Source organism: Stenotrophomonas sp. YJH_SMC_29 (assembly GCF_059371235.1).
The window spans coordinates 131,039-155,689 of record NZ_JCAFUK010000008.1 but is presented as its reverse complement, the minus strand read 5'-3'; the positions used below and the strand labels follow the sequence as shown (position 1 = coordinate 155,689).

Here is a 24,651-nt window from a genome sequence, read left to right as displayed (position 1 = left end):
CCTTCGGCATCAAGCCACGTAGACGGTCTTGATGTTCATGAACTCGTGGATGCCGTGGTCGGCCAGTTCCCGGCCGAAGCCGGACTGTTTGCTGCCGCCGAACGGCAGCCGGGCGTCGCTCTTGACGATGGCGTTGACGAACGCGGCGCCGCACTCCATGCGCTGCGCGAACGCTTCGCCGCGCACCGGGTCGCGCGTCCACACGCTGCCGCCCAGGCCGAAGCGGGTGTCGTTGGCCACGCGCAGTGCCTCGGCCTCGTCGGCGACCCGGATCACCGCAGCCACCGGCCCGAACAGTTCCTCGTCGTAGGCCGGCATGCCTGGGCCGACCTGGTCGAGCACGGTGGCCGGATAGCCTGCATGCGTGCCGGCGATCGGCTCGCCACCGACCCGCACCCGCGCGCCCTTGGCCACGCTGGCCTGCACCTGCTTGTGCAGTTCATCGCGCAGGTCGGCACGGGCCATCGGCGCCAGCGTGGTACCACGCTCGTCCGGGTCGCCGTACTGGCGCTGGCCGGCCGCTTCGACAAAGCGCCGGGTGAACTCATCGGCGACCGCTTCGACCACGATGAAACGCTTGGCGGCAATGCAGGTCTGCCCGCTGTTGTCGAAGCGCGACTTCACCGCCGCGGCCACGGTCCTGTCCAGGTCGGCGTCATCGAGCACCACGAAGGCATCGCTGCCGCCCAGCTCCATCACCGACTTCTTCAGCTGGCCACCGGCATTGGCCGCGATCGAGCGCCCTGCCCGCTCGCTGCCGGTCAGCGTCACCGCCTTCACCCGCACGTCGCGCAGCACCTCGGCCGCCTGGTCGTTGTCGATGTGCAGCACGTCGAATACGCCCTCCGGCAGTCCTCCATCACGGCACACGGCCAGGATCAGATCAGCGCACTGCGGCACGTTGCTGGCGTGCTTGAGCAGCGCCACGTTGCCGGCCATCAAGGCCGGTGCAAGGAATCGGAATACCTGCCAGATCGGGAAATTCCACGGCATCACCGCGAACACGCAGCCGATCGGCTCGTAGCGCACGTAGCTGCGCTGGGCTTCGGTGTCGATCAGCTGCGGCTTCAGATAGTCGGCCGCGTGGTCCGCGTAGTACTCGCAGGCGGCCGCACATTTGTCGACTTCGGCCAGCGCTTCGGCCTTGAGCTTGCCCATCTCATGGGTCATCGCCTGCTGCAGGTCGTCGCGGCGCGTGCGCAACTGCGCCGCGATCTGGCGCAGGATCGCGCCGCGTTCCTGCAGCGAACGCTCGGCCCAACCGGGGAACGCATCGGCGGCGGCCTGCAGGCGCTGCTCGATGTCAGCAGCGCCCATCAGTTCATGGCGGTAGGTCACCTGGCCGGTGGCCGGGTCGATGATCTCGACGGTCATGGGGGGTCTCCATCAAAGTGACCCCCATTGTGCGCCGCCGGCCGTGAGCCGGATGTTGCCGGCGCTGTCGACAGACCGTGTGCTCAGCCGTTGTCCTGCCGTGCCAGCTGCAGGTCACGCTGGCGCCGCTTCTCGGCGCGGGCGTTGATGTACCAGCCGATCACTGCAGCGATCGACACGGCCGACACCAGCAGCGTGGCCAACGCGTTGATCTTCGGGCTGATGCCCATGCGCACCGAGGCGAACACTTTCATCGGCAGCGTGGTCGAGCCCGGCGTGGCCACGAAACTGGCGACCACCACGTCATCCAGCGACAGCGTGAAGGCCAGCAGCCAGCCCGCCACCAGAGCCGGCGCGATGATCGGCAGGGTGATGCGGGTGAATACGGTCAGCCGGCTGGCACCGAGGTCCATCGCCGCTTCTTCCAGCGACAGGTCCATTTCCTGCAGGCGCGAGGACACCACCACGGTGACGAAGCACAGGGTGAAGGTCACGTGTGCGATCCAGATGGTGGCCAGGCCACGCGCGGGGAAGCCGGGAATCGCGCCCATCGAGGCCAGCAGCGCCATCAGCGAGAAGCCCAGGATCACATCCGGCATCACCAGCGGCGCGGTGACCAGCGCACCGAACAGCGGCTTGCCCCGGAAACGCTTGAAACGGGTCATCACCATCGCCGCCAGCGTGCCCAGCACGGTGGCGGTGCAGGCGGTCCAGAACGCCACCACCAGGCTGGTCCACATCGCATCCATCAGCGCACGGTCGGCGAACAGGTCGCTGTAGGCACGGGTGGAGAACCCGGCCCAGACCATCGCCAGCCGCGAACTGTTGAACGAATAGAACATCAACAGCAGGATCGGCAGGTACAGGAAGGCGAAGCCGAGCAGCAGCACGCCCAGGCCCAGGCCCTTGGCGGTACGCGGGCTCATGCCTGCTTCCCTTCCAGCAGGCGCTGCTGGGAACGGTTGAACAGCAGGATCGGCACCAGCAGCAACAGGATCATCGCCACCGCCATCGCCGAGGCGCCCGGCCAGTTGCGGTTGTTGAAGAACTCGTTCCACAGCTGGCGGCCGACCATCAGCGTCTCCGAACCACCGAGCATTTCCGGGATCACGAACTCACCCACCGCCGGGATCATCACCAGCATGCAGCCGGCGATGATGCCGGCCCTGGACAGCGGCAAGGTGATGCGCAGGAACGCCTGCCACGGCTTGGCGCCGAGGTCGTAGGCCGCTTCCAGCAGGCGGTGGTCATGCTTGACCAGGTTGGCGTACAGCGGCAGTACCATGAACGGCAGGTAGCAGTAGACGATGCCGATGTAGGCGGCCGTCGGCGTATCGATCAGCTGCAGTTTCGGCAGCCCCATCGACGTCATCAGCGTCTGCAGGCCAGTGAACTGCAGGAACTGGTCGAGCAGGCCATTGCGGTCCAGGATCGCCTTCCACGCGTACACGCGGATCAGGAACGAGGTCCACGACGGCAGCACCACCAGCATCATCGCCACGTTGCGTGCGGCCGGCGACAGGCGGGCGATGGCATAGGCCATCGGGTAGCCGATCAGCAGGGTCAGGAAGGTGGAGATCGCCGCGATCCTGATCGAGCTGAGGAAGGCCTGCGCATAGATCGAATCGCGGAACAGCGCCAGGTAGTTTTCCAGGTTCAGCTTCAGGGAGAAGCCGCCGTCCGCGTACTGCAGCAGCCAGGTGTACGGCGGCGAGCCGACCCGACTGAGCGAGAAGCTGATCATCAGCACGATCAGGAACGGCACCGCGAAGAACAGCAGCAGCCACAGGTACGGAATGCCGATCACCGTGGCACGCAGCCCCGGCAGCCAGCGCTTCAGGCCGGCAACGCTCATGAGGTCAGCACCACGCCGTCGTTGTCGCGCCAGTGCACCCACACGCTGTCCCCCCAGGTCAGGCCATCGCTGGCCCAGCGCTGCGAGTTGGCGAAATTGGCCAGCACCTTGGCACCGCTGGGCAGGCGCACGTGGTAGACCGAATGGCTGCCGAAATAGGCGATGTCCTCGATCACGCCCTGGGCCTTGTTGGTATGCCCTTCCGGCTCGTCCTTGCCGATCATCACCTTTTCCGGGCGCAGCGCGAATGCGACCGGCTGCCCTTCGTAACAGGTGATGCCATGGGCGATGTAGATCGGCGCCGGGAACAGCGGCGAGCGCACGGTCACATACTCGGGCAGGTCCTCGTCGATCACTCCATCGAACAGATTGACCGAACCGATGAACTCGGCAACGAAGCGGTTGGCCGGCTGCTCGTAGACCTCGTCCGGCTTGCCGACCTGCTGGATCCAGCCGGCATCCATCACCGCGATGCGGGTGGCCATGGTCATCGCTTCTTCCTGGTCGTGGGTGACCATCACGCAGGTCACGCCCGACGATTCGATGATGCTGACCAGTTCCAGCTGCATCTGCGAGCGCAGCTTCTTGTCCAGTGCGCCCATCGGCTCGTCCAGCAGCAGCAGCTTCGGCCCCTTGGCCAGCGACCGCGCCAGCGCCACGCGCTGCTGCTGGCCGCCGGACAGCTGGTGCGGCTTGCGCTTGCCCAGGTGGCCCATCTGCACCAGGTCCAGCATCTCGCCCACGCGCTTGCTGATCGCGTCCTTGCCCAGGCCGTCCTGCTTCAGGCCGAAGGCAATGTTCTGCTCGACCGTCATGTGCGGGAACAGGGCATAGGACTGGAACATCATGTTGACCGGCCGCTGGTACGGCGGTAGTGCGTCCAGGCGCTGGCCATCGAGGGTGATGCTGCCCTTGGTGGGCGTCTCGAAGCCGCCCAGGCAGCGCAGCAGGGTCGACTTGCCACTGCCGGAGCCACCGAGCAGGGCGAAGATCTCGCCCTTGCGCACGTCCAGATTGACGTCGTCGACGGCGACGAAACCGTCGAATTCCTTGCGCAGGTCGCGAATGGAGAGATAGCCGGGCGCACCGGTCGTGTCGACGACGGTGGCTACCGGCTGGGCTTCAACGGGCATGGGGGCTCCGGGAGCGGGCGGTGGACAGCGGCGGTCATTCTAACGGCCGGGGGCCGAAGGGGATATGACGGGCTGTGGCGGCGCGCACCGTGCCGCGGCGCCCACCGGGTCGGGCCCGCCGCTGCCAGGGTGACCCCGGCGAAGGGTCTCAGCGCACGGCCACCGGTGGCGCGTCCTGCCAGCCCAGGCCCAGGCTCTTCTGCAGCGCCACGTAGCGCACCAGCACCTGCAGGCGGGCCTGGGCGGCGGCATCCTGGGCCTGCAGGCGCTGGCGCTGCACGTCCAGCAGGTCGATCTGCGAGGTGGCCCCGGCCTGGCGTCGCTGCCGCATCAGGGCCAGCGCGCGCTCTGCAGAGGCCTCGGCACGGCCGCTGGCCTGCAGCTGCTGCCGCGCGGCGCCAAACCGCGCCAGCGCGGTATTGGCATCCTGCAGCGCTGCCAGTACCGTGCCCTCGTAGGCGGCCAGGCGCGCCTGGTTGCCCGCCCGGGCCTGCGCCACCCGTGCCTTGTTCACGCCGAAGTCGAACAGCGACCAGCGCAGGAACGGAGCGATGACGGTAGCCGCCGAATCCCGTCCCAGATCGGATACCGAGGTGGCGCCGGCGCCGATGCTGCCCAGCAGCGTCACCTGCGGAAAGTAGGCGGAGAGGGCCTGCCCGATCTGTGCCGACGACGCGGCCAGTTCGCGCTCGGCCTTGCGCACATCGGGCCTGCGCTGGATCAGGGCGCGCGCATCATCCACCGGCACCCTGGCCGGCAGCTGCGGCAGCGGCTGATCCGCCGCCAGCCGCGCGTCCAGCGCACCCGGCTCGCGCCCCACCATCAGCGCCAGCAGGTCGCGCGCCTCGTCGGCCTGGGCCTGCAGCGTGGGCAGCGCCGCCTGCTGCTGCTCAAGCTCGGCCTGCGCGCGTTCCACCTGCAGGTCCGAGTCGGCGCCACGCTGGCGGCGCTGGCGCGTCAGCTGCAGGCTCTCCTGGGCCGCCCGCAGGTTGTCCTCGGCCAGGGCGATGCGCTCACGGCTGCTGCGATACCCCAGGTAGACCTGGGCCAGTTCGGCGGCCAGCTGCACCTGTGCGTCGGCCAGCGCCGCAGCGTTGGCCCCGGCCTCGGCACTGGCCTGCTCCACTGCGCGGCGGCGTCGGCCGAACAGGTCCAGCTCCCAGCTGGCATCGAAGCCGGCCACGTACAACTCGGTATCCAGATCGGTATCGGCGAACTGCTGGCGCAGCTGCGCCGCTTCCTGCGGGCGACCGTTGGCCTCGGCAACGCCGGCGACGTTCTCGCCGATGCTGCGCACACGGTTCCCGATCGAATCCGGCGCCTTGATGTTGGCGTAGCCGGCCGCAGCGCCCACGCTGGGCAGCTGTTCGGCACGGCGCTGGCGCTGCAGTGAGCGCGAGGCCAGCAGCTTGGCCTGGGCGGCGCGCAGGTTGGGGCTGTTGCGCAGGGCCTCGTCCACCAGCTGGTCCAGCAATGGATCGTTGAGCGCGCGCCACCATTGGCTCGCTGGCGCCGCAGGCTGCACGCCAGCCTGCGCTGCACGTGGCAACGCCGCCTGCGCGGTAGCGCCGCCGGCAAGGTCGGGCCGCACGTAATCCGGCCCGAGCGTGCAGCCGGCCAGCAGCAGCGGTACCACGGCCGGCCACATCCGGCACGCGCGAACGAACGGGGGCGGAGTCGTCGAAGTCATCAGTGCATCGCCAATGGAACGCCCTTGGGCAGGGGCTTGAGCAGGAAAACCAGCGGGAAGGTCAGTACCACGATCAGGCCGAAGATCCAGAACAGGTCGTTGTAGGCCATCACCATCGCCTGCATCTGGACCGTCTGCGCCAGCACCGCCGCCGCCTGGGTCGCGTCGCCCAGCTGCTGGCCATAGGCGTGCAGCGCATCCTGGGCCAGCGGCGAATTCGCGGTGACACTACTGCCGATCGCATCGACATGCAGGATCGTGCGACGTTCCTGGAAGGTCGAGATGATCGCCAGGCCGATCGAGCCGCCGAGGTTGCGCGCGGCATTGAACAGGCCCGAGGCATCACTGGTGTACTCGCGCGGTACCGACGTGATGGCCGCCTGGTTCAGCGCCATCATTGCCAGCGCCAACCCGCAGCCCTGCAGCAGCTGGCCGACGATGAAATGCGGGCCGACACTGTCCGGCGTGAGACCGAGGTTGACGAAGCAGGCCGCTGCAAAGCACAGCATGCCGCCGAACACCATGATGCGAACGTCCACCGTTTCCAGCATCTTCGGCATGAACGGCATCAGCAGGATGGTTGGAAGACCGGCCAGCAGCAGCACGTAGCCGGCCTGCTCGGTGTTGTAGCCGGCGATGATCGCCAGGAACTGCGGGATCATGTACATGACCCCGAACAGGATCATGCCCACCGCCATCACCATCACGAACACCGCACCGAAACTGCGCTGGAACAGGATGTTGAGACGGATCACCGGGGTCTTGCTGGTGAATTGCGAAAGCGCCAGCAGGGCGAATCCCACCACAGAGACCACGGTGAGCACCACGATCAGCGTGGATTCGAACCAGCGCTCGCGCTGCCCGTCTTCCAGCACCACGGTAAGCGCGGACAGGCCGGCGGTCATGCCGACGATGCCCAGCCAGTCAGCGCGCAGCAGGCCTCCCCAGTCCGATCTTTCGTGCGGGAGTCCCAGCAGCAGCAGCGCCACCAGCCCGGCGCAGATCGGCACGTTGATGAAGAAGGCGTAATGCCAGCTCACGTTCTCGGTCAGCCAGCCGCCCAGCAGCGGGCCGATCACCGGCCCGAGGATGACGGTCATGCCGAACAGCGCGGTGCCCAGCGGCTGCTGCTTCGGTGGCAGGCGCGTGCCGACGATGGTCAGCGCCGTGGGGATCAGGGCCCCACCGGCGAATCCCTGCCCCACCCGCCCGGCAATCATCATCGGCAGCGAGTCGGCCAACCCGCACATCACCGAGAAGGCGGTGAACAGCGTCGCGCAGATCAGCAGGAAGGTGCGCAGGCCCAGGGTGCGCACGAACCAGCCGGTGAGCGGGATCATCACGATCTCCGACACCAGGAAGGCGGTGGAAATCCAGGTGCCTTCGGTGCCGCTGGCGCCGACCTCGCCCTGGATGGTGGGCAGGGCCGCGTTGACGATGGAGATGTCCAGCGTGGCCATGAACGAACCGATCGTGCCCGCGGCTACGGCCAACCACGCGCCAGCGTCGGCTTTGCCTTCGGCGGCGGCGGCAGGGGCGGCGGCGGCGTTCATCGCACGGGTGCGGCCGTGGCCTCGGCCTCATCGCGGGTGCGCCTGCTCGCGTCCTTGGCGCTGCGGGTGTCCACGGTCACTTCCACCGACATGCCCGGCACCAGCACCTTGCGCGCTTCGGCACCGGCGTCGACCCGGATGCGCACCGGCACCCGCTGCACCACCTTGGTGAAGTTGCCGGTGGCATTCTGTGGCGGCAGCAACGCGAACTGCGATCCGGTGCCTGGCGAAATGCTCTCGACCGTACCGTGCAGGGTGGTACCCGGCAGGGCATCGACCTTGATCTCCGCCGGCTGCCCGGCCCGCATCAGGCCTACCTGGGTTTCCTTGAAGTTGGCGCTCAGGTACAGCGAGGCGACCGGGACAACGGTCATCGTGCGGGTACCCGCGGCGACGAACTGGCCGACCTGCACGGTCTTGTTGCCGATGCGGCCATCGATGCGCGCGCGCAGTTCGGTGTCCTCGAATGCGACCCGGGCCTGCGCGGCATCGGCCTGTGCCTGCTTGAGGCCGGCCTGTGCCTGTTCCAGCTGCGCCTGGCTGGCGTCGATCTGGCTCTGCACGCCCTGGATCTGCGCCCTGGCGGCGTCGTACTGGGCCTGCGCCCGCTCTACGTCGTGGCGCAGGCTCTCCACATGCTCGTGGGTGTCTGCGCCGCTGGCGGCCAGGGGGGTGAAACGGGCCAGCTCGGATCTTGCGAAGCGCAGTGAGGCGGTCGCGGCCGTGAGCTGGGTGCGCGCCTGCAGCAGGCTGGACTGCTGGCCCTGCACGCCGGCGGTTGCCGCCGCGATATCCGCTTCGCGGACGGCGATCACTGCTTCGGCCTGGTCCAGGGTGGCACGGTAGGTGCGCGGGTCGATGCGCAGCAGCGGCTCGCCCGCCTTTACCCATTGGTTGTCCTTGACCAGCACCTCGGTGACGTAGCCGTTTATGCGCGGCGCCACGGCAACAGCGTCGGCCTGCAGGTAGGCGTTGTTGGTGTCCTGAAGGTAGCGCCCGACCAGGAGGTGATAGACCAGCCAGGCAACCAGGGCCACCGCGACCAGCAGCCCGATGATCGCCAGCGTCCAGCGCACCCTGGGATTCTTCAGCGGAGAGGGCGTGTCCTGTTCCTTCTGCCGGTCGTCGTCGTGGGCGCTGTCGTCGCGCGCGGGCTGTTCGGTCATCGTCTCGTGGCGGTGGTCAGTGCCATACGGGACGGTAGGGGATGCAGCGCCGAGGGGAAGTGAAAGCCGCCGCGACACGGACTGCACATATGCAGAAGGAGGCCCTGCGGCCTCCTTCGACATGCGCCTGGCGGTGGGCGCCGGTCATGCCCGGCGCCGCGCAGGCGGATTCAACGCCCGGTCTTCACCTCGGTCCACAGCCGGGTGTAGAGCTTGTCGGTCTCCGGCGTGTTGATCGAGTAGGTGAACATCTTCGCGGCCACGTCGGCCGGCGGATAGATGGTCGGGTCGGTACGGATCGCCTCGTCCACCAGCGGGGTGGCGGTCGGCACCGGGTTGGCGTAGTGGATGAAGTTGGTGTTGGCCGCGGCGACCTTCGGTTCCAGCAGGTAGTTGATGAACCGGTACGCCGCTTCCGGGTGCTTGGCGTCCTTCGGGATCGCCAGCATGTCGAACCACTGCGGCGCACCTTCCTTCGGGATCGAATAGGCCACGTGCACGCCATTGCTGGCTTCCTCGGCGCGGTCGCGTGCCTGGATGATGTCACCGGACCAGCCGACCACCAGGCAGGTGCCGCCGTTGGCCAGCGAGCCGACGTACTGCGAGGAGTGGAAATTCTGCACGTACGGGCGGATCGACTTCAGCAGGTCGGCCGCCTTCTGCAGCTCGGCCGGGTCGCCGCTGTGCGGGTCCAGGCCCAGGTAATGCAGCGCGATCGGGATCATGTCGGCCGGCGTGTCCAGGATGGTCACGCCGCAGTCCTTCATCTTGCTGATGTTCTCCGGCTTGAACACCAGGTCCCAGCTGTTGGCGATGTCGGTGCTGCCACCGAAGCGCTGCTTCAGCATGTCCACGTTGTAGCCGATGCCGGTGGTGCCGATCATGTACGGCACGCCGTACTGGTTGTCCGGATCCTGGGTGGCGATGCGCTTCATCACCGCCGGATCCAGATTGGCCAGGTTCGGAATCTTGCTCTTGTCCAGCGGCAGGAACACGCCGGCCTGGATCTGGCGACCGAAGAAGTTCAGGGTCGGCACCACCACGTCGTAGCCGCTGTTGCCGGCCAGCAGCTTGGTCTCGACCATCTCGTCACTGTCAAACACATCGTAGGTCACCTTGATGCCGCTCTCCTTCTCGAAGGTCGGAATGGTGTCCTCGGCGATGTAATCGCTGTAGTTGTAGACGTTCAGGACCTGGCTGTCCTGCGCGCCGCCGTTGCCACCGCCACAGGCGGCGAGCATGGCGGAGGCCAGGCCGAGCGTGAGGATACGCAGCTTCATCGGGTGCTCCAGAATGCGGGAAGGGGGGCCGGCGGGGCCGGCGACGGCTGCCAGCCTACCCCCCGGCGGCGGATTTTTCTATTCCGCAGGCTCAGACGTTCAGCAGCAGGAACTCGCGCTCCCACGAGCTGATGACGCGGAAAAAGGTCTCGTATTCCTTGCGTTTGACCGAGATGTAGGCCCGGCAGAAGCGCTCGCCCAGCAGCGCCTGCAGCTCGCTGCACCGCTCCAGCCCGTCCAGCGCCTCGCCCAGTGAACGCGGCAGGTTGTAGCCCAGTTCCTTCGCGCTGCCGGTCACCGGTGCATCCGGTGCCAGCCGCTCGCGGATGCCGAGCAGGCCGCAGGCCAGGGTCGCGGCCATCGCCAGGTAGGGGTTGGCATCGGACCCGGCGAACCGGCTCTCCACCCGCATGTTTTCCGGCGTATCCAGCGGCACGCGCAGGCCGCAGGTGCGGTTGTCGAAGCCCCAGTGCACGTTGCTGGGCGAGACTTCGCCAAACACCAGCCGGCGGTAGGAGTTCACGTTCGGCGCGAAGAACGCCATCGCCTGCGGCGCGTACTTCTGCAGGCCGCCCAGGTAGTGGCCGAACACCGGGCTGAACTCGCCCTCGGCGTCGGTATCGCCGGCGAACACGTTGCTGCCGTCGCTCACCCGCACCAGGCTCTGGTGGATGTGCATGGCACTGCCGGGCTCGTTTTCCATCGGCTTGGCCAGGAACGTGGCATAGACGCCGTGGCGCATCGCCGCCTCGCGCATGGTGCGCTTGAACAGGAACACCTGGTCGGCCAGGTCCATCGCATCGGCGTGGGTGAAGTTGACTTCCAGCTGCGCCGCGCCCGATTCGTGGATCAGCGTGTCCACGTCCAGCTTCATCGCATCGGCGTAGTCGTACATCAGGTCGAGGATCGGGTCGAACTCGTTGACCGCATCGATCGAGTAAGACTGCCGCGCGGTTTCCGGGCGCCCGGAACGGCCGGCCGGGGGCAGCAGCGGGAAGTCCGGGTCGGTGTTCTTCTGCACCAGGAAGAACTCCAGCTCCGGTGCCACCACCGGGCGCAGGCCCAGTTCGGCGTAGGCCGCCAGCACGCGGCGCAGCACGTTGCGCGGCGCCAACTCATGCGGCTCGCCGTTCTTGGTGTAGCAATCGTGGATGACCTGCGCAGTGGCATCGGCCGCCCATGGCACCATGCGGACGGTGTCCGGATCGGGCCGCAGCATCATGTCCGAATCCGACGGCGAGGTCAGCTCGTAGTAGTCGTCGGGGAACTCACCCGTGACGGTGGTGGCGAAGATGCCCTCGGGCAGGCGCGTGCCGTAGTCGTGCGAGAACTTGTCGGCGGGAATGATCTTGCCGCGGGCGTTGCCGGTGATGTCCGGCACCAGGCATTCAACTTCGGTGATGCGCCGCTCCTTCAGCCAGCGCAGCAGGGTGCTTTCCTGCGGTGCGGGCGGCGTGGCCGTCTTGCGCGGGCGCGTTCGGGAACTCATCGGGAATCCAGTCGGTTCTGTTGGTGCCGCCGGCAAGCTTGGCCGAATGCACGGAAAATAGCGTGATAGAACGGCGCCTGCATGACGCGCCACTCCGGGTGCCACTGTACGCCGAGCACGAATCCATGGTGCAGGCTGCGCGCCGCTTCGACCAGTCCGTCATCGGCACGGGCCTCGACCTGCAGGCCCTGCGCCAGGCGGGCGATGCCCTGCCCGTGCACCGAATTGACCTGCACCCGGTCGCTGCCGTGCCACTGCGCCAGCCAGCCATCGGCCGCCAGGGTGACCGCATGCGCCGCTCCATACTGCACCTCCACCGGTGCCTGCGGGTCTTCGCGATGGTCGGCCAGCCCAGGCACCGCGTGCACCTGCGGATGCAGGCTGCCGCCCAGTGCGACGTTCAGTTCCTGGAAGCCGCGGCAGATCGCCAGGACAGGCAGGTCCAACGAGAGCGCCTCGCGCAGCAGCGCGAAGGCATTGGCATCCCGGGCCGGATCATGCGGATTGCCCGGCCAGCTGCGGCCGCCCTCGTAGTGCTGCGGTTCGATATTGCTGACCGCGCCGGTCAACAGCAGGCCATCGAGCCCCAGCAGCCAGTCACTGGCCGGCAACGGTGGCTGCAGGCTGGGCAACACCACCGGGGTCATCTCGGCCGCCTCGGCCAGCGCGCGCACGTACTTCTCGCCGGCCACCGCGAAACGGTGATGGCCGAGCACGGTGCTGTCGGTGGGCAGGCCCACCCAGGGCAGGCGGCGCATGGGGACACTCCTTGGCGTGCCGACACGTTACCCGTCGCTCACCGCACGCGGCAAGCCGGTGCCATCACGCCACGCCGTCATGCATCGGCGAAACTAGTCGGGTGAATGCTGATCGTCCTTCCCCGCTCTTCCCTGCCCCACTGCACCCGCGAGGCCTGCAGTGAGCGCCGCCTTTCCGCCCAGCTGGTATGCCGCCAGCCTGCCCGAACCGCCCGCACTGCCCTCGTTGCAGGGGCAGGTGCAGGCCGACGTTGCGGTGCTGGGCGCCGGCTATACCGGCCTGACCGCCGCACTGGAACTGGCCGCGCGTGGCCGACGCGTGGTGGTGCTGGAGGCGCAGCGGATCGGCTGGGGCGCGTCCGGCCGCAACGGCGGCCAGGCGCTGGTCGGCTACGGCTGCGAGGTGGACGAACTGGAGCGGCAGCTCGGTCGTGACGATGCGCGCCACCTGTTCGACTGGTCACGCGATGCGGTGCAGGCCATGCGCACGCGCATCGATCGCCACGGCATCGACTGCCACTGGGTCGAAGGCCACGCCAGCGTTGCCATACGCGAACGCCATGAGCGCGACCTGCACGCCAACTGCGAGCATCTTCAGCGCCACTACGACTACCCGATGCAGTGGTGGGACCGCAACGCCCTGCGCGCGCAGCTGGACAGCCCGCGCTACCGTGCCGCGATGTTCGATCCGCTCAGCGCGCACCTGCATCCGCTGGCCTATGCGCGTGGCCTGGCCGACGCCGCGCGCGCGGCCGGCGTGGTGATCCACGAGCATTCAGCGGTAACCCGCGTGCAGCGTGGGCCGCAGCCTGTCCTGCACACCGCACTGGGCAGCGTGCACGCTGCACACCTGGTGATTGCCGGCAATGCGTGGCTGCAGGGCCTGCTGCCCGAGCTGGAACGCCGGATCATGCCGGTCGGCACCTATATCGGTGCCAGTGAGCCGATCGGGGCCGAGCGTGCCCGGGCGCTGATCGGCAACAACATGGCGGTAGCCGACACCGCCTGGGCACTGGACTACTTCCGCCTCAGCCACGACCACCGGCTGCTGTTCGGTGGCCGTGCCAGTTATTCGGCGCTGCCACCGCCCGGTCTGCGCAGGGTGATGCAGCGGCGCATGCACCAGGTGTTCCCGCAGCTGGCCGACGTGGCCCTGGACCAGGTCTGGGGCGGTTATGTGGACATTACCCGCAACCGCGCCCCGCACTGGGGCCGGCTGGACGGCAACCTGTATTTTGCGCAGGGCTTCTCCGGCCATGGGGTGGCCGCCGCCGGGCTGGCCGGCGAGGTCATCGCGGCCGCCATCGCCGGCCAGAGCGAGCGCCTGGACGTGTTCCAGCGCCTGCGGCATGCGCCCTTCCCCGGCGGCCGGCTGCTGCGCACGCCGCTGCTGGTGGCGGCGATGTCCTGGTACAAGCTGCGGGATGCGCTGTGGTGAAGCCGCGTGCCGACCGCAGCCCGCGTACGGCATTTTCACCGGCGGGCGTGCCCTGGTGGCGTGTCCCGAGGTGCGACGGTGTGAAGACCGCACATTCAGACCCGCGTGATGGAATTCTCATTTGACCGAAAGATCAAATCTGCAATTGCATTATCCAATTCATCTCGATACCGTCCCTTGGAACCGGGTCCCGCGGCGAATGGATGCTGACAGGGAACGTACTCGAGGGAGAAGTGCGATTGAACTGGTGGAATGAAGGCCTGCAGCTGAAGTTGCGCATCCATCCGGCAGGCCTGGTCCTGGCGGTGTTCTATGCGATCGCTTGCTGGGCGACCCGGCAGTTGTCACTGGATCAGTTCTATCTGCCGGCGGGAATACGCGTGGCGGCGGTATTGCTTTGCCCTCCTCGGTTCTGGCCGTACCTGTTGCTCGGCGAATATGCCTATTTCGCACAGATGCGCTACCCGATGATCGAGAAGTACGGGATGGCCTGGGCGGTCCTTGCATCGGCTTCGTTGATGCCCGCAGTGATGCTCATCACCCATGGCTGCCGCAAGGTCCTGGCCAACTCGGTCAACGCGCGCCTGCTGGCCATCGCATTGCTGTCCTCCGTGCTGGTCACGCTCCTGAACGTGAGCCTGTCGCAGTTGCTCTGGCCGACGCCGCCTGCGGATTCCGTGCTCGCGTTCCTGTCCCGTGCCGTACGTTTCAGCGTCGGAGACTTCATCGCCATCCTCACCGTGGCACCACTTGCACTGCTCTGGGCCAGACGCAACGTCGAACAGGGCTGGAAGACCATCTTCACCGGTCCCACTGCCGTCGCACTGTCGGTGATGACGCTGCTTGGCGTAACCGCGACCTTGATTCCCTCCGAGGCCAGCGCGCTGAGGACATCGCTGCAGTTGCTGATGGGCTTGCCGGCCATTGCGCTGACGTGCCTGCATGGCTGGCGTGGCGCGGCCGTCGGCGTGCCTGCGTTGAATCTGATCATCGGCCTGACCACGCCGAAACCCTATGCCGCAGCCTTCGATGCTTCGGCGTTCACGACCCAGCAGATCATGGCCATTACCGGAGTGGCACTGCTGCTGCTCGGTTCCCGCATCAGTCATTATCATCGGCGCTATCAACTCCGCGAGGTCGGCGAGAAGAACGCCATCAACCTCGCGCGCAGTTCACACATGGCCAGTGAATCCGACCTTCGCGAACGTGCCATCCACCTGCGCAAACTGGGCGATGGCATCGATCTTTCGCTGTCGGAAGTCATCAACTGGCTCAACAGCCACGGTCACTCGGCCATCGCCAACAGCCTGACCCACACGGCCAACGTCCATTCCCGGTTGTTCCGCGAGCAGGCCAGCATGGTCTACCCGACCGCGCTTGAGCAGCTGGGACTGTATGTCGCGTTGCAGGCCGGTGGCGTACGCGCAGCGTGGGTCAACACGCACCGTGTGGCCGAGCCCCGCCTGGCCGGTGACCCGTGTCGGCTCAGCCTGGATCTGCAGCTGGCTGCTTACCGGACGCTCATTGACGCCGTGTCCCTGCTGCTGAAGAGCGAGCCCGGCCAGGTGATCGTGCGGGCGCGCTGCATTGGCCTGAAGCGCCAGCGCGGAATCGTCATGACGGCCTCGTTGCTGGACCGGCATCGCGCACTGTCCGACGCCACCACGCGTCTTGTCAGGGACAGACTGGCCGGTCGTACGCTGGCATTCGGAGGTTCGGTGCGTTGCCGCCAGAACCGCATCATCATGGTGCTGGTGGAATCGGCCGCGCCACTGCGACGCGAATCCGCCGAGAGCGCCGTGTCGGGCACCAGCATCGCATCCCACAGCTGGGATGGTCAGCAGGCACAGGCCTGACCCCGGCCTGCCCTGCGTACCGCACGACGTGGTCGCACGCGCCCGTTCCGCAGACAGCCGACCAGCAGGCGACGGCTGTCACCTGCTGATCGTTGGTTACTGCGTTTCGATCGCCCAGAGCACGCGGGAACCCGTGCTGTATCGCACCAGTGCGAAGCCGTTGCCACGATAGATGAGCGAACGGGTCGCCTTGGCCGGTACCGGCAGCGGCTGGCTGGGCAGCGATACCGGCACCTGCGTCTCACCGGCCGGCAACGCCCAGAATGTACCGTCGGCATTGCCGATGATCATTTCCACCCGGCCAGCAAGATCGTTGACCTGGTAGTAGGAAATGCCATCACGCTGGAATCCGTAGACCAGCCAGGCAGGATCCTGGCTCAGATTGGTTGCCGCGGGGTATGCCTTGCCCAGGCCCTGCCCACTCATGCTGATGCCGTGATCATCGGATTGGGCCAATGCCGACATCGGCAGACCTGCGGCCACGAACACTCCCAACGCCACTCCAACGTTAACTATTCGCACTGTTGCCTCCTCGGCAAAGAAAATGGTGAGCACGATGAATCTATTCTCCAGTGGTGGCCGGAGGCCGCCCTCGACGCACCCCGCATAACGTCGCTGCATCTGTCGGACGTGCGGCAACCACTATATGTCTACTGACTCCGTTGATACAGAGCGGCACACAATCGCGAAGGATCTGGATAATCGTGTCCGCTGCACGACATTGGCGGTGGGGAACTGGAAACTGCCCGCAACGCGCGATACGCCCGCACGGATTGCACCGAACGCCCTCCGTGGCCAGAGCCCGCCTGCCATTGCGGATGGACGTCACCGACAGCGCGTAACTTCACTTGGATCGGTTGAAGCACGCACGTGAACCTACGGGGTCTGTCCGACCGGCGGGCCTCTTGCACGCACATCGGGCGCGCCACGCTAAAGTTGCACCCGAAACTGCCGCTATCCGTGCCGAGTCCCTCCCTCGTGAGCCACCGCATCATGCCCGTCCTGCCGCAGGCCGCCGTCGATGGCGACCTGGCCGATCCGCTGCCGCAGCGGATCCTGCTGGTCGAAAACTCCCGTGCCTTCACCGGCATGCTGCGCGAGGCCATCGAGCAGCGCCTGGAGCTGCCGGTGGTGATCGCCTCCACCCTGGCCGAGGCCGACCGCCTGCTGAGCGAGGATGGTGGCTGGTTCCTGGTACTGACCGGGCTGGTGCTGGCCGACGGCGACCGCGACGCGGTGGTCGAGTTCTTCCTCAGGCGCGGCCTGCCCACCGTGGTGGTCAGCAGCGTCTACGACGAGGACCTGCGCAAGCGCGTACTGCAGCAGCAGATCATCGACTACGTGCTGAAGAACACGCCGGGCAGCATCGACTACCTGGTGTGGCTGGTGCAGCGCCTGGAGCGCAACCGGCGCATTGCGGCGCTGGTGGTGGACGATTCGCCTTCGGCCCGCGGCTATGCCGCCGCCCTGCTGCGCATGTATGGCCATGAGGTGCACGAAGCAGCCGATGGCAATGAGGGGCTGGCTGCGATCGAAGCGCATCCTGCGATCCGCCTCGCCGTGGTCGACCAGGAAATGCCGGGCATGCAGGGCGTGGAGTTCACCCGCCGCCTGCGCACCCTGCGCTCGCGCGACAAGGTGGCGGTGATCGGCATTTCCGGCAATACCGATGCCTCGCTGATTCCGCGCTTCCTGAAGAACGGCGCCAACGACTTCCTGCGCAAGCCGTTCTCGCGCGAGGAGTTCTTCTGCCGGGTCTCGCAGAACGTGGATCAGCTGGAGCTGATCGGCACCCTGCAGGACCTGGCCACCCGCGACTTCCTCACCGGCCTGCCGAACCGCCGCTGCTTCCTGGAACAGAGCCAGCGCCAGCTGCCGCAGCTGCAGCTGCATGGCCAGTGCGTGGCGGTGGCAATGATCGACATCGACCACTTCAAGCACATCAACGACACCTACGGTCACGAAGCCGGCTATGACGCGCTGCGCGCGGTGGCCGGAGCGGTGGCCGCGCATGCCCGCAGCCACGACCTGACCGCCCGGTTCGGCGGCGAGGAGTTCTGCCTGCTGGTGCCGGACATGGAGCAGGACGAGGCCCTGCTGTACTTCGAGGAACTGCGCCAGCGCATCGCCGCGCTGGAAGTGGACATCGGCACGGCCAGCCTGCGCATGACGGTGAGCATCGGCCTGTGCTGCCTGCGCCCGCAGCGCGATGCACTGCACCGGCTGATCTCCGAAGCCGACCGCCAGCTGTACCTGGCCAAGGCCGGTGGCCGCAACCGGGTCAGCTGCACCACGGTGGCCAGCCCGCTGCGCCCGCGCGAGCCCGCGCTGACCTGACCGGGCAGCCTTGATCCAGATCAACGCCGCGCCGCCGCGGCAGCTCTACAGTCAGCCCCGACATACGCATGAAGGGGAGCCGGGGATGGCACTACTGGTCTGGCAGGACGATCTGAACATCGGCATCGATGTGATCGACCAACAACACCGCCGCATCATCGAGATGCTCAACCACCTGCACGTGGCCCAGGCCAGCATGCAGCGTGCGGCAGTGGGCGAAGTGATCGACGAAGTGGTGGACTACACCATGTCGCACTTCGCGTTCGAGGAAGAACTGATGGAGGAAGCGGGCTATCCGTTCTGTGCCGCGCACAAGCGCGTGCACGAGGTCTTCATCAAGCGGGTATCGGAGTACCGCATGCGCTTCCAGGCCGGCGAGGACATCAGCGACGAGCTGCGCACCATGCTCTCGCGCTGGCTGTTCAACCACATCCGTGGCGACGATCAGGCGTATGCCGAACAGGTCAAGGCACACCTGAACCAGTTCGCCCGCGAACACCAGGGCGGTGGCTGGCTGGGGCGCACGCTCAAGCGCTTCTTTGGCTGAGCCGCAGCGCGCGCCGGTGCAGGGCCACCAGCGCGCACAGCGTGGCCACCGCGGTGAGGCACAGGTAGTAGCCGACCGCGACCAGGCCGAAACGCTCGGCCAGCCAGGTGGCCAGGTACGGCGCCGGCGCCGCGCCGAGGATGCCGGCCAGGTTGAATGACAGCGACGCGCCGGTGTAACGCACTTCCACCGGGTAGATCTCGGCCAGGAAGGTGCCGCAGGGGCCGTAGGTCAGCCCCATCAGGAACAGGCCCAGGCACAGGAACGCGGTGACCAGCCACGGGCTGTGCGGCTGGAACAACGGCGCGAACAGTACGCCGAAGCCGATGATCAGCACGCTGGCGACGATCATGGTGCGACGCGTGCCCCAGCGGTCGCCATAGCGTGCCGACAATGGGATGCCCAGTGCGAAGAACACCATGCCGGCCATCTGCATCAGCAGGAACTGCTCGCGGCTGTAGCCCAGCACCGCAGTGCCGTGGCCAAGGCTGAACACCGTCATCAGGTAGAACAGCACGAAGGTGGCGAACGCCCCCAGCGTGCCCAGCAGCATCGGCACCGGATGGTCACGCAGCACGGTCCACATCGGCAGCCGCACTGGCGCCTTGCGCTCCAGTGCCTGCTTGAAGTCGGGCGTCTCATGGATGTTCAGGCGCACCCACAGACCCAGGCCGACCAGCAGCGCGCTGGCCACGAACGGAATACGCCAGCCCCACTGCAGGAAATCATCCTGGCTCAGGCAGCGGCCAAGCACCAGGAAAATGCCCGCCGACAACAGGAAGCCGATCGGCGCGCCCAGCTGCGGGAACATGCCGTACCAGGCGCGCTTGCCCGGCGGCGCGTTCTCGGTGGCCAGCAACACCGCCCCACCCCACTCGCCGCCCAGCCCCAGGCCCTGGCCGAAGCGGCACAGCGCCAGCAGCGCCGGCGCCCACAGGCCGATCTGTGCGTGCGTCGGCAGCAGGCCGATCAGCACCGTAGAGAGGCCCATGGTCAGCAACGCCGCGACCAGCGTCGCCTTGCGGCCGATGCGGTCACCGAAATGGCCGAACACCGCAGAGCCGACCGGGCGCGCGATGAACGCCACGGCGAAGGTCGCCAGTGACTGCAGCAGGGCCGCCTGCTCGCTGCTGTCCGGGAAGAACAGGTGCGGGAACACCAGCACGGCCGCCGTGGCGTAGATGTAGAAATCGAAGAACTCGATGGTGGTGCCGATCAGGCTGGCCAGCAGGACACGACTGGGAGAATTCACGGGCGGTGCGGCAGCGGTGATCGTCGACATCGGCAACACGGGTAACGGCGGATCGCCCGATTCTGCCACGGGCTGGCGGCCGCACGGGACGATGGTTTCAGCCGACACCGATGCCAACGAAATTTTTCGGGCCGCCCGCTAGGCTGCGCCACCGGTCCCTGCATGGATGCTTTGCCGATGACTGCAGTCGCGCTGTCGTGGTCCGATTCGCCGAAGCTGCCGCGCATGGCGGCATGGCTGATGGTGCTGCTGGTGCATGGGTTGATGGCAGTGTGGCTGCTGGGCAGTGGCAGGATGACGCTGCCCAGCGACGAAGCTGCCAGGATTTCATTGCGCTGGTTACCGCCGGAGCAACCCGCGGCGGTGCAACCACACCCGGCGCTGCCCTCCGCATCGGCGGCGCGACCCGCCGCATCGACAGCGTCCCGTCCGGCCCCGGCCGCACCCGCGGATGCCATCGCGCCCGCGTCCGAGGAACCGCCTGCAACGGCGTCACTGTTGCTGGGCCTGCCTGCGGGCAGCATCGATGGCGGTGACGGCATCAGCGCAGCGGGCGTGGCGCCGCGCCTGATCGGTCGGCGCGAGGTCCATCCCGCGTTCGGGCCGCGCCGCAATTACTTCCGGATCCGTCGGCAGATGAGCCCCGAGCAGATCGTGCATGGCGTGGCGCAGCTGCTGGGCTTGTGGCCACCCGGGTACACCGTCGACCCGTGCGAGCTGGGCAAGCAGGACATGGACTATTTCCAGAACGCCGTCGAAGAAGCCGACCGCGACGTGCTGCGTGCGGCAGTGCTGCAGGTGAGTGCCCGCTGCCGGTAGCGGCACGCCTTTGTAGAGTCGAGCCATGCTCGACTGCGCTTCGCGGGATGCAGCCGAGCATGGCTCGGCTCCACAGAAGAACGAACGGCAGTCGAGCAAGGCTCGACTCTACAAAGGGCGAACAGCGGTCAAGCAGCCACGTCGTTACAACTGGATCCAGGTGGCCTTGATCTCGCTGTATTTGTCGAACGCATGCAGTGATTTGTCGCGCCCATTACCGGACTGCTTGTAGCCACCGAACGGGGCGGTCATGTCACCACCATCCCAGCCGTTCACCCACACGCTGCCGGCACGCAGCTGGCGCGCGACGCGGTGGGCACGGCCCAGGTCCCGCGTCCACAGGCCCGCCGCCAGGCCGTAGCGGCTGTCGTTGGCCACGCGCACGGCTTCAGCCTCATCCTCGAAGCCCAGTACGGCCAGCACCGGCCCGAACACCTCCTCGCGTGCCAACGCGTGGTCCGGACGCACCTGGTCGAACACCGTGGGCTGCACATAGCAGCCTCCGGCTTCCACGTCGGCCCGACGGCCGCCCAGAAGCAGGCGAGCGCCCTCGCCTTCGGCGCGCGCGATATCGGCCAGCACCTTGTCCACGTGCGCGGCGTCGACCAGCGCACCCATCGGTGCATCGGCGTCCAGTGGATGGCGGGGCTGCATGCGTTGGCCGTAGGCAACCACCTGGTGCACGAAATCCTCGCGGATCGAGCGCTGTACCAGCAGCCGCGAGCCGGCGGTGCAGACTTCGCCCTGGTTGAAGAAGATGCCCTGGGCCACCGACCTGGCGGCGGCGTCCAGATCGGGAGCGTCGGCGAACACCACGTGCGGGCTCTTGCCACCGCACTCCAGCCAGACCCGCTTGAGGTTGGATCGCCCTGAATACTGCAGCAGCTTCGCGCCCGTGGCCGTGGAACCGGTGAAGGCCAGCACGTCCACGTCCATGTGCAGGGCCAGCGGCTCGCCGACCCGCGCGCCCTGGCCGGGCAGCACGTTCAGCACCCCGTCCGGCAGGCCCGCCTCGGCGGCCAGCGCAGCCAACCGCAGCGCTGTCAGGGGCGACCGCTCCGAAGGCTTGAGCACCACCGAATTGCCCATGGCCAGCGCCGGTGCGATCTTCCAGCAGGCCATCAGCAGCGGGAAATTCCACGGCACGATCGCCGCCACCACGCCGGCAGGCTCGCGCGTGACAAGCCCGAGCTCATGCAGGCCGGTCGGTGCGATTTCGCCGTACAGCTTGTCCACCGCTTCGGCGGTCCAGCCCAGGCAGCGCACCACAGCGGGCAGATCGATGCGGCGCGCGTCGCGCACCGGCTTGCCCATGTCCAGGGTTTCCAGCAGCGCCAGCGCGTCCGCGTGTTTCTCCACCAGGGCCGCCAAGGCCAGCAGCACCCGCTTGCGGTGGGCCGGGCCGGCCTGCGACCAGTGGCCGGCCTCGAAGGCACGCCGCGCCGCCAGCACCGCACGCTCCACGTCCTGCGCATCGCAGTCGGCAACCGCTCCCAGTACGCGGCCATCGATCGGGCTGATGCAGTCGAAGCGGGCGCCGCTGGCGGCGTCGGTGTAGCGGCCATCGATGAAGGCCTGTCCGGGCATCGAAAGCTGCTGCGACAGCACCTGCCAGTGGCTGCGGTCGGGAAAGTCGGCCATGTCGGGCTCCTCGGAACAGTCGCCCCGGTTATACCGGCGTGGCCGCGACTCCACCGTGACGTGGCTGCGCTACATTCACTCCATCGGACCCGACGGAGCCGGCATGAAGCATCCCGCGAGCGACCTGCACGACCTGGCTACCCAGCGCCCGGAATCACTGGAGGCGTACTGGATGCCGTTCACCGCCAACCGCCAGTACAAGGCCGCCCCGCGTGTACTGGTACGTGCCGAGGGCATGCACTACGAGGATGTCGACGGCCGCCAGATCCTCGACGGCACCGCCGGCCTGTGGTGCTGCAATGCCGGCCATGCCCGCCCGCGCATCGTCGAGGCCATCGTCGAGCAGGCGCGCACGCTGGACTACTCACCCGCCTTCCAGATGGGCTCGCCGCCGGCGTTCGCACTGGCGCAGCGGTTGGCCGCGCTGGCGCCGGGGCCGCTCAACCATGTGTTCTTCACCAGCTCCGGCTCCGAGGCGGTGGATACCGCGATGAAGATCGTGCTGGCCTACCACCGCCAGCGTGGCGAAGGCCAGCGCACCCGTTTCATCAGCCGCGAGAAGGCCTACCACGGCGTCGGCTTCGGCGGCATGGCGCTGGGCGGGCTGCCCAACAACCGCAAGTCGTTCGCCCTGCAACTGGGCGGTGTGGACTACCTGCGGCACACCCTGGATCTGCAGCGCAATGCCTTCAGCAAGGGCCTGCCACGCCAGGGCGCGGAGCTGGCCGACGACTTGGAACGACTGATCGCACTGCATGACGCCTCCACCATCGCCGCAGTGTTCGTCGAACCCATTGCCGGTTCGGCCGGGGTGATCCTGCCCGCGCCGGGCTACCTGCAGCGCCTGCGCGAGCTGTGCGACCAGCACGGCATCCTGCTGGTGTTCGACGAGGTCATCACCGGTTTCGGCCGTGTCGGCATGCCTTTCGCCGCGCAGCGTTTCGGGGTCACCCCGGACCTGCTGACGTTCGCCAAGGCGGTCAGCAATGGCGCTGTGCCACTGGGCGGCGTCCTGGTGGCCGATGCGGTGCATGCCGGGCTGATGCAGGCGCCGCCGCAAGCCATCGAGCTGTTCCACGGCTACACCTGGTCCGGGCACCCGCTGGCCTGCGCCGCGGCGCTGGCGACACTGGACGTCTACGCCGAGGAGCGCCTGTTCGAGCGCGCCATCGAGCTGGGCGAGTACTGGCAGCAACGGCTGCATGCGCTGCAGGGCCTGCCAAACGTGATCGACATCCGCAACTTCGGCCTGGTCGGCGCGGTCGAGCTGGCGCCGCGCCGCGATGCGCCCGGCAGCCGGGGCTACGAGGTCTACCGGCGCTGCTTCCACGATGGCCGGCTGCTGGTGCGCTGCACCGGCGACATCATCGCGCTGTCGCCGCCGCTGATCGTGGACAAGGCGCAGATCGACCAGATCACCGGCACCCTGGGCGAGATGATCCGGGCCACTGCCTGAGCCGGGCCGACGGTGGCGAGCAGGTACAATGGGCGGTTCCGCTCCTGCTCGCTGCCGTGCCCATGGATATCGTCGTCAAAGAAGAACTCAAGGCCTACATCGACCCGCTGACCGCGGACGAACATGACGCGCTGGAGCGCAGCATCCTGGCCGAAGGCTGCCGTGACGCACTGGTGCTGTGGGGCAACGTACTGGTCGACGGCCACAACCGTTTCGGCATCTGCCAGAAGCATGGCCTGCCCTTCAACACCGTGCAGAACACCCGCTTCCAGAGCATGGAAGACGTGCATCTGTGGATGATCGAGCAGCACCTGGGCCGGCGCAGCGTGTCCGACTTCCAGCGCGGCGTGCTGGCGCTGCGCAAGCGCGACATCCTGGCCGCCCGCAAGCAGGTCGAGCAGGCGCAGCTGCAGCGCGAGAGCGATGGCACCGCTGACGTTGCCGACGAGGGCGAAGACAGCCCGCCGTGGGAGCCGGCACCGAAGATCAGCCGCGCCGAGCTGGCCCGCGAGGCCAAGCTGAGCACCAGCCAGGTCGGCATGATCGAGCGCATCCACGCCCAGGCCGCGCCCGAAGTGGTCGAAGCGGTGAAGGCCGGCGTGATCTCGATCAGCGCCGCCGCCGCCGTGGCCGACCTGCCCGAGGACCAGCAGCGCGCGGCCGCGGCCGGTGGCAAGGACGAGTTGAAGCAGGCTGCCAAGCGCGTGCGTGAATCCAAGCGCAAGCCGCGCGCACCGAAGCCGGACGCGGCCGAGATGGATTTCGAAGAGCCCAGCGAGGACGAGATCGCCAGCCGCGACGCCGAGGTCCTGTCGGCGCTGGAGCAGCTGGGCGAGGATGCCGCGGCACTGCGCCGTCGCGTGGTCGCGCTGACCCGCGAGAACGATACCCTGCGCGCGCAGCTGGCCGCGCTGCGCAAGCAGGTAGTGCCGGCCGCTGGCCGGCAACCCCATGAAGGTATCGGGTGAACTGAAGATGCCGGCCAGCGGCCGACACTACCAGATGCT

The 24,651-nt window shown here is 67.6% G+C and carries 20 protein-coding genes; 7 read left to right on the top strand and 13 right to left on the bottom strand.

The window, feature by feature from the left end:
- Window positions 1-9: 9 nt before the first annotated feature.
- The 10 genes from AC5P9I_RS10985 to AC5P9I_RS10940 form a co-directional block, all read right to left on the bottom strand.
- Entirely contained in the window at window positions 10-1,374 is a 1,365-nt protein-coding gene (locus AC5P9I_RS10985) for an NAD-dependent succinate-semialdehyde dehydrogenase (protein WP_049469492.1), read from the bottom strand.
- Between the two features lie 83 nt (window positions 1,375-1,457).
- Window positions 1,458-2,300 (bottom strand): ABC transporter permease subunit, encoded by an 843-nt coding sequence (locus AC5P9I_RS10980; RefSeq protein ID WP_005415928.1) that lies wholly within the window; start codon window positions 2,298-2,300, stop codon window positions 1,458-1,460.
- Complete coding sequence (locus tag AC5P9I_RS10975; RefSeq protein ID WP_049469494.1) at window positions 2,297-3,229, bottom strand: ABC transporter permease subunit; 933 nt, start codon at window positions 3,227-3,229, stop codon at window positions 2,297-2,299. The genes AC5P9I_RS10980 and AC5P9I_RS10975 overlap by 4 nt, the downstream gene beginning before the upstream one ends.
- Window positions 3,226-4,362 (bottom strand): ABC transporter ATP-binding protein, encoded by a 1,137-nt coding sequence (locus AC5P9I_RS10970; protein ID WP_049469496.1) that lies wholly within the window; start codon window positions 4,360-4,362, stop codon window positions 3,226-3,228. Before AC5P9I_RS10970 ends, AC5P9I_RS10975 begins: the two co-directional genes overlap by 4 nt.
- A 148-nt stretch (window positions 4,363-4,510) precedes the next feature.
- Window positions 4,511-6,052, bottom strand: a complete 1,542-nt coding sequence (locus tag AC5P9I_RS10965) for an efflux transporter outer membrane subunit (RefSeq protein ID WP_049469498.1) — start codon at window positions 6,050-6,052, stop codon at window positions 4,511-4,513.
- Complete coding sequence (locus AC5P9I_RS10960) at window positions 6,052-7,605, bottom strand: DHA2 family efflux MFS transporter permease subunit (RefSeq protein WP_049469500.1); 1,554 nt, start codon at window positions 7,603-7,605, stop codon at window positions 6,052-6,054. The genes AC5P9I_RS10965 and AC5P9I_RS10960 overlap by 1 nt, the downstream gene beginning before the upstream one ends.
- Window positions 7,602-8,771, bottom strand: a complete 1,170-nt coding sequence (locus tag AC5P9I_RS10955; protein ID WP_049469503.1) for an HlyD family secretion protein — start codon at window positions 8,769-8,771, stop codon at window positions 7,602-7,604. The genes AC5P9I_RS10960 and AC5P9I_RS10955 overlap by 4 nt, the downstream gene beginning before the upstream one ends.
- 170 nt (window positions 8,772-8,941) lie before the next feature.
- The gene (locus AC5P9I_RS10950; protein ID WP_049469506.1) at window positions 8,942-10,051 is read right to left on the bottom strand and encodes a polyamine ABC transporter substrate-binding protein; all 1,110 of its coding nucleotides are present in this window, start codon (window positions 10,049-10,051) and stop codon (window positions 8,942-8,944) included.
- Window positions 10,052-10,142: 91 nt separating this feature from the next.
- Complete coding sequence (locus AC5P9I_RS10945) at window positions 10,143-11,540, bottom strand: glutamine synthetase family protein (RefSeq protein WP_049469509.1); 1,398 nt, start codon at window positions 11,538-11,540, stop codon at window positions 10,143-10,145.
- The gene (locus AC5P9I_RS10940; protein ID WP_049469512.1) at window positions 11,537-12,298 is read right to left on the bottom strand and encodes a gamma-glutamyl-gamma-aminobutyrate hydrolase family protein; all 762 of its coding nucleotides are present in this window, start codon (window positions 12,296-12,298) and stop codon (window positions 11,537-11,539) included. The genes AC5P9I_RS10945 and AC5P9I_RS10940 overlap by 4 nt, the downstream gene beginning before the upstream one ends.
- 160 nt (window positions 12,299-12,458) lie before the next feature.
- Here AC5P9I_RS10940 and AC5P9I_RS10935 point away from each other — a divergent pair, with 160 nt between their 5' ends.
- Together AC5P9I_RS10935 and AC5P9I_RS10930 are read left to right on the top strand one after the other, a co-directional pair.
- Window positions 12,459-13,736: an NAD(P)/FAD-dependent oxidoreductase gene (locus AC5P9I_RS10935; protein ID WP_049469515.1), complete on the top strand. Its 1,278-nt coding sequence runs from the start codon at window positions 12,459-12,461 to the stop codon at window positions 13,734-13,736.
- Between the two features lie 203 nt (window positions 13,737-13,939).
- On the top strand, window positions 13,940-15,592 hold the full coding sequence (locus AC5P9I_RS10930) for an MASE1 domain-containing protein (protein WP_053091681.1): 1,653 nt from the start codon (window positions 13,940-13,942) through the stop codon (window positions 15,590-15,592).
- A 96-nt stretch (window positions 15,593-15,688) separates the two neighbouring features.
- On the opposite strand, the gene AC5P9I_RS10925 is transcribed toward AC5P9I_RS10930, so the two are convergent.
- Window positions 15,689-16,213 (bottom strand): hypothetical protein, encoded by a 525-nt coding sequence (locus AC5P9I_RS10925; RefSeq protein ID WP_231353035.1) that lies wholly within the window; start codon window positions 16,211-16,213, stop codon window positions 15,689-15,691.
- A gap of 372 nt (window positions 16,214-16,585) precedes the next feature.
- Between AC5P9I_RS10925 and AC5P9I_RS10920 the strand changes: the two genes are divergently transcribed.
- Both AC5P9I_RS10920 and AC5P9I_RS10915 read left to right on the top strand, forming a co-directional pair.
- Entirely contained in the window at window positions 16,586-17,929 is a 1,344-nt protein-coding gene (locus AC5P9I_RS10920; RefSeq protein WP_495223783.1) for a diguanylate cyclase, read from the top strand.
- Window positions 17,930-18,014: 85 nt separating this feature from the next.
- On the top strand, window positions 18,015-18,476 hold the full coding sequence (locus AC5P9I_RS10915) for a bacteriohemerythrin (protein WP_004151683.1): 462 nt from the start codon (window positions 18,015-18,017) through the stop codon (window positions 18,474-18,476).
- Here the strand turns inward: AC5P9I_RS10915 and AC5P9I_RS10910 are convergent.
- The gene (locus AC5P9I_RS10910; RefSeq protein ID WP_049469519.1) at window positions 18,457-19,758 is read right to left on the bottom strand and encodes an MFS transporter; all 1,302 of its coding nucleotides are present in this window, start codon (window positions 19,756-19,758) and stop codon (window positions 18,457-18,459) included. The genes AC5P9I_RS10915 and AC5P9I_RS10910 overlap by 20 nt on opposite strands.
- Before the next feature lie 147 nt (window positions 19,759-19,905).
- On the opposite strand from AC5P9I_RS10910, the gene AC5P9I_RS10905 reads away from it, so the two are divergent.
- Window positions 19,906-20,547, top strand: a complete 642-nt coding sequence (locus AC5P9I_RS10905) for a hypothetical protein (protein ID WP_049469522.1) — start codon at window positions 19,906-19,908, stop codon at window positions 20,545-20,547.
- Between the two features lie 144 nt (window positions 20,548-20,691).
- Here AC5P9I_RS10905 and AC5P9I_RS10900 read toward each other — a convergent pair whose 3' ends face one another.
- A complete protein-coding gene (locus AC5P9I_RS10900; protein ID WP_049469526.1) occupies window positions 20,692-22,188 on the bottom strand; it encodes an aldehyde dehydrogenase in 1,497 nt (498 codons plus the stop codon).
- A 103-nt stretch (window positions 22,189-22,291) separates the two neighbouring features.
- Here AC5P9I_RS10900 and aptA point away from each other — a divergent pair, with 103 nt between their 5' ends.
- Together aptA and AC5P9I_RS10890 are read left to right on the top strand one after the other, a co-directional pair.
- Window positions 22,292-23,644: an omega-aminotransferase AptA gene (gene aptA / locus AC5P9I_RS10895; RefSeq protein WP_049469529.1), complete on the top strand. Its 1,353-nt coding sequence runs from the start codon at window positions 22,292-22,294 to the stop codon at window positions 23,642-23,644.
- A gap of 62 nt (window positions 23,645-23,706) precedes the next feature.
- The gene (locus AC5P9I_RS10890) at window positions 23,707-24,612 is read left to right on the top strand and encodes a plasmid replication/partition related protein (protein WP_049469532.1); all 906 of its coding nucleotides are present in this window, start codon (window positions 23,707-23,709) and stop codon (window positions 24,610-24,612) included.
- Window positions 24,613-24,651 lie beyond the last annotated feature (39 nt).

Excerpts from the sequence above, each read along its gene's own strand:
- AC5P9I_RS10970 (WP_049469496.1), bottom strand. The coding sequence starts at position 4,362 with ATGCCCGTTGAAGCCCAGCCGGTAGCCACCGTCGTCGACACGACCGGT.
- AC5P9I_RS10925 (WP_231353035.1), bottom strand. The coding sequence starts at position 16,213 with ATGCAGCGACGTTATGCGGGGTGCGTCGAGGGCGGCCTCCGGCCACCA.
- AC5P9I_RS10955 (WP_049469503.1), bottom strand. The coding sequence starts at position 8,771 with ATGACCGAACAGCCCGCGCGCGACGACAGCGCCCACGACGACGACCGG.
- AC5P9I_RS10920 (WP_495223783.1), top strand. The coding sequence starts at position 16,586 with ATGCCCGTCCTGCCGCAGGCCGCCGTCGATGGCGACCTGGCCGATCCG.
- AC5P9I_RS10930 (WP_053091681.1), top strand. The coding sequence starts at position 13,940 with ATGCTGACAGGGAACGTACTCGAGGGAGAAGTGCGATTGAACTGGTGG.
- AC5P9I_RS10940 (WP_049469512.1), bottom strand. The coding sequence starts at position 12,298 with ATGCGCCGCCTGCCCTGGGTGGGCCTGCCCACCGACAGCACCGTGCTC.
- AC5P9I_RS10960 (WP_049469500.1), bottom strand. The coding sequence starts at position 7,605 with ATGAACGCCGCCGCCGCCCCTGCCGCCGCCGCCGAAGGCAAAGCCGAC.
- aptA (WP_049469529.1), top strand. The coding sequence starts at position 22,292 with ATGAAGCATCCCGCGAGCGACCTGCACGACCTGGCTACCCAGCGCCCG.
- AC5P9I_RS10905 (WP_049469522.1), top strand. The coding sequence starts at position 19,906 with ATGACTGCAGTCGCGCTGTCGTGGTCCGATTCGCCGAAGCTGCCGCGC.
- AC5P9I_RS10910 (WP_049469519.1), bottom strand. The coding sequence starts at position 19,758 with ATGTCGACGATCACCGCTGCCGCACCGCCCGTGAATTCTCCCAGTCGT.
- AC5P9I_RS10915 (WP_004151683.1), top strand. The coding sequence starts at position 18,015 with ATGGCACTACTGGTCTGGCAGGACGATCTGAACATCGGCATCGATGTG.
- AC5P9I_RS10980 (WP_005415928.1), bottom strand. The coding sequence starts at position 2,300 with ATGAGCCCGCGTACCGCCAAGGGCCTGGGCCTGGGCGTGCTGCTGCTC.
- AC5P9I_RS10985 (WP_049469492.1), bottom strand. The coding sequence starts at position 1,374 with ATGACCGTCGAGATCATCGACCCGGCCACCGGCCAGGTGACCTACCGC.
- AC5P9I_RS10900 (WP_049469526.1), bottom strand. The coding sequence starts at position 22,188 with ATGGCCGACTTTCCCGACCGCAGCCACTGGCAGGTGCTGTCGCAGCAG.
- AC5P9I_RS10950 (WP_049469506.1), bottom strand. The coding sequence starts at position 10,051 with ATGAAGCTGCGTATCCTCACGCTCGGCCTGGCCTCCGCCATGCTCGCC.
- AC5P9I_RS10975 (WP_049469494.1), bottom strand. The coding sequence starts at position 3,229 with ATGAGCGTTGCCGGCCTGAAGCGCTGGCTGCCGGGGCTGCGTGCCACG.
- AC5P9I_RS10945 (WP_049469509.1), bottom strand. The coding sequence starts at position 11,540 with ATGAGTTCCCGAACGCGCCCGCGCAAGACGGCCACGCCGCCCGCACCG.
- AC5P9I_RS10965 (WP_049469498.1), bottom strand. The coding sequence starts at position 6,052 with ATGACTTCGACGACTCCGCCCCCGTTCGTTCGCGCGTGCCGGATGTGG.
- AC5P9I_RS10890 (WP_049469532.1), top strand. The coding sequence starts at position 23,707 with ATGGATATCGTCGTCAAAGAAGAACTCAAGGCCTACATCGACCCGCTG.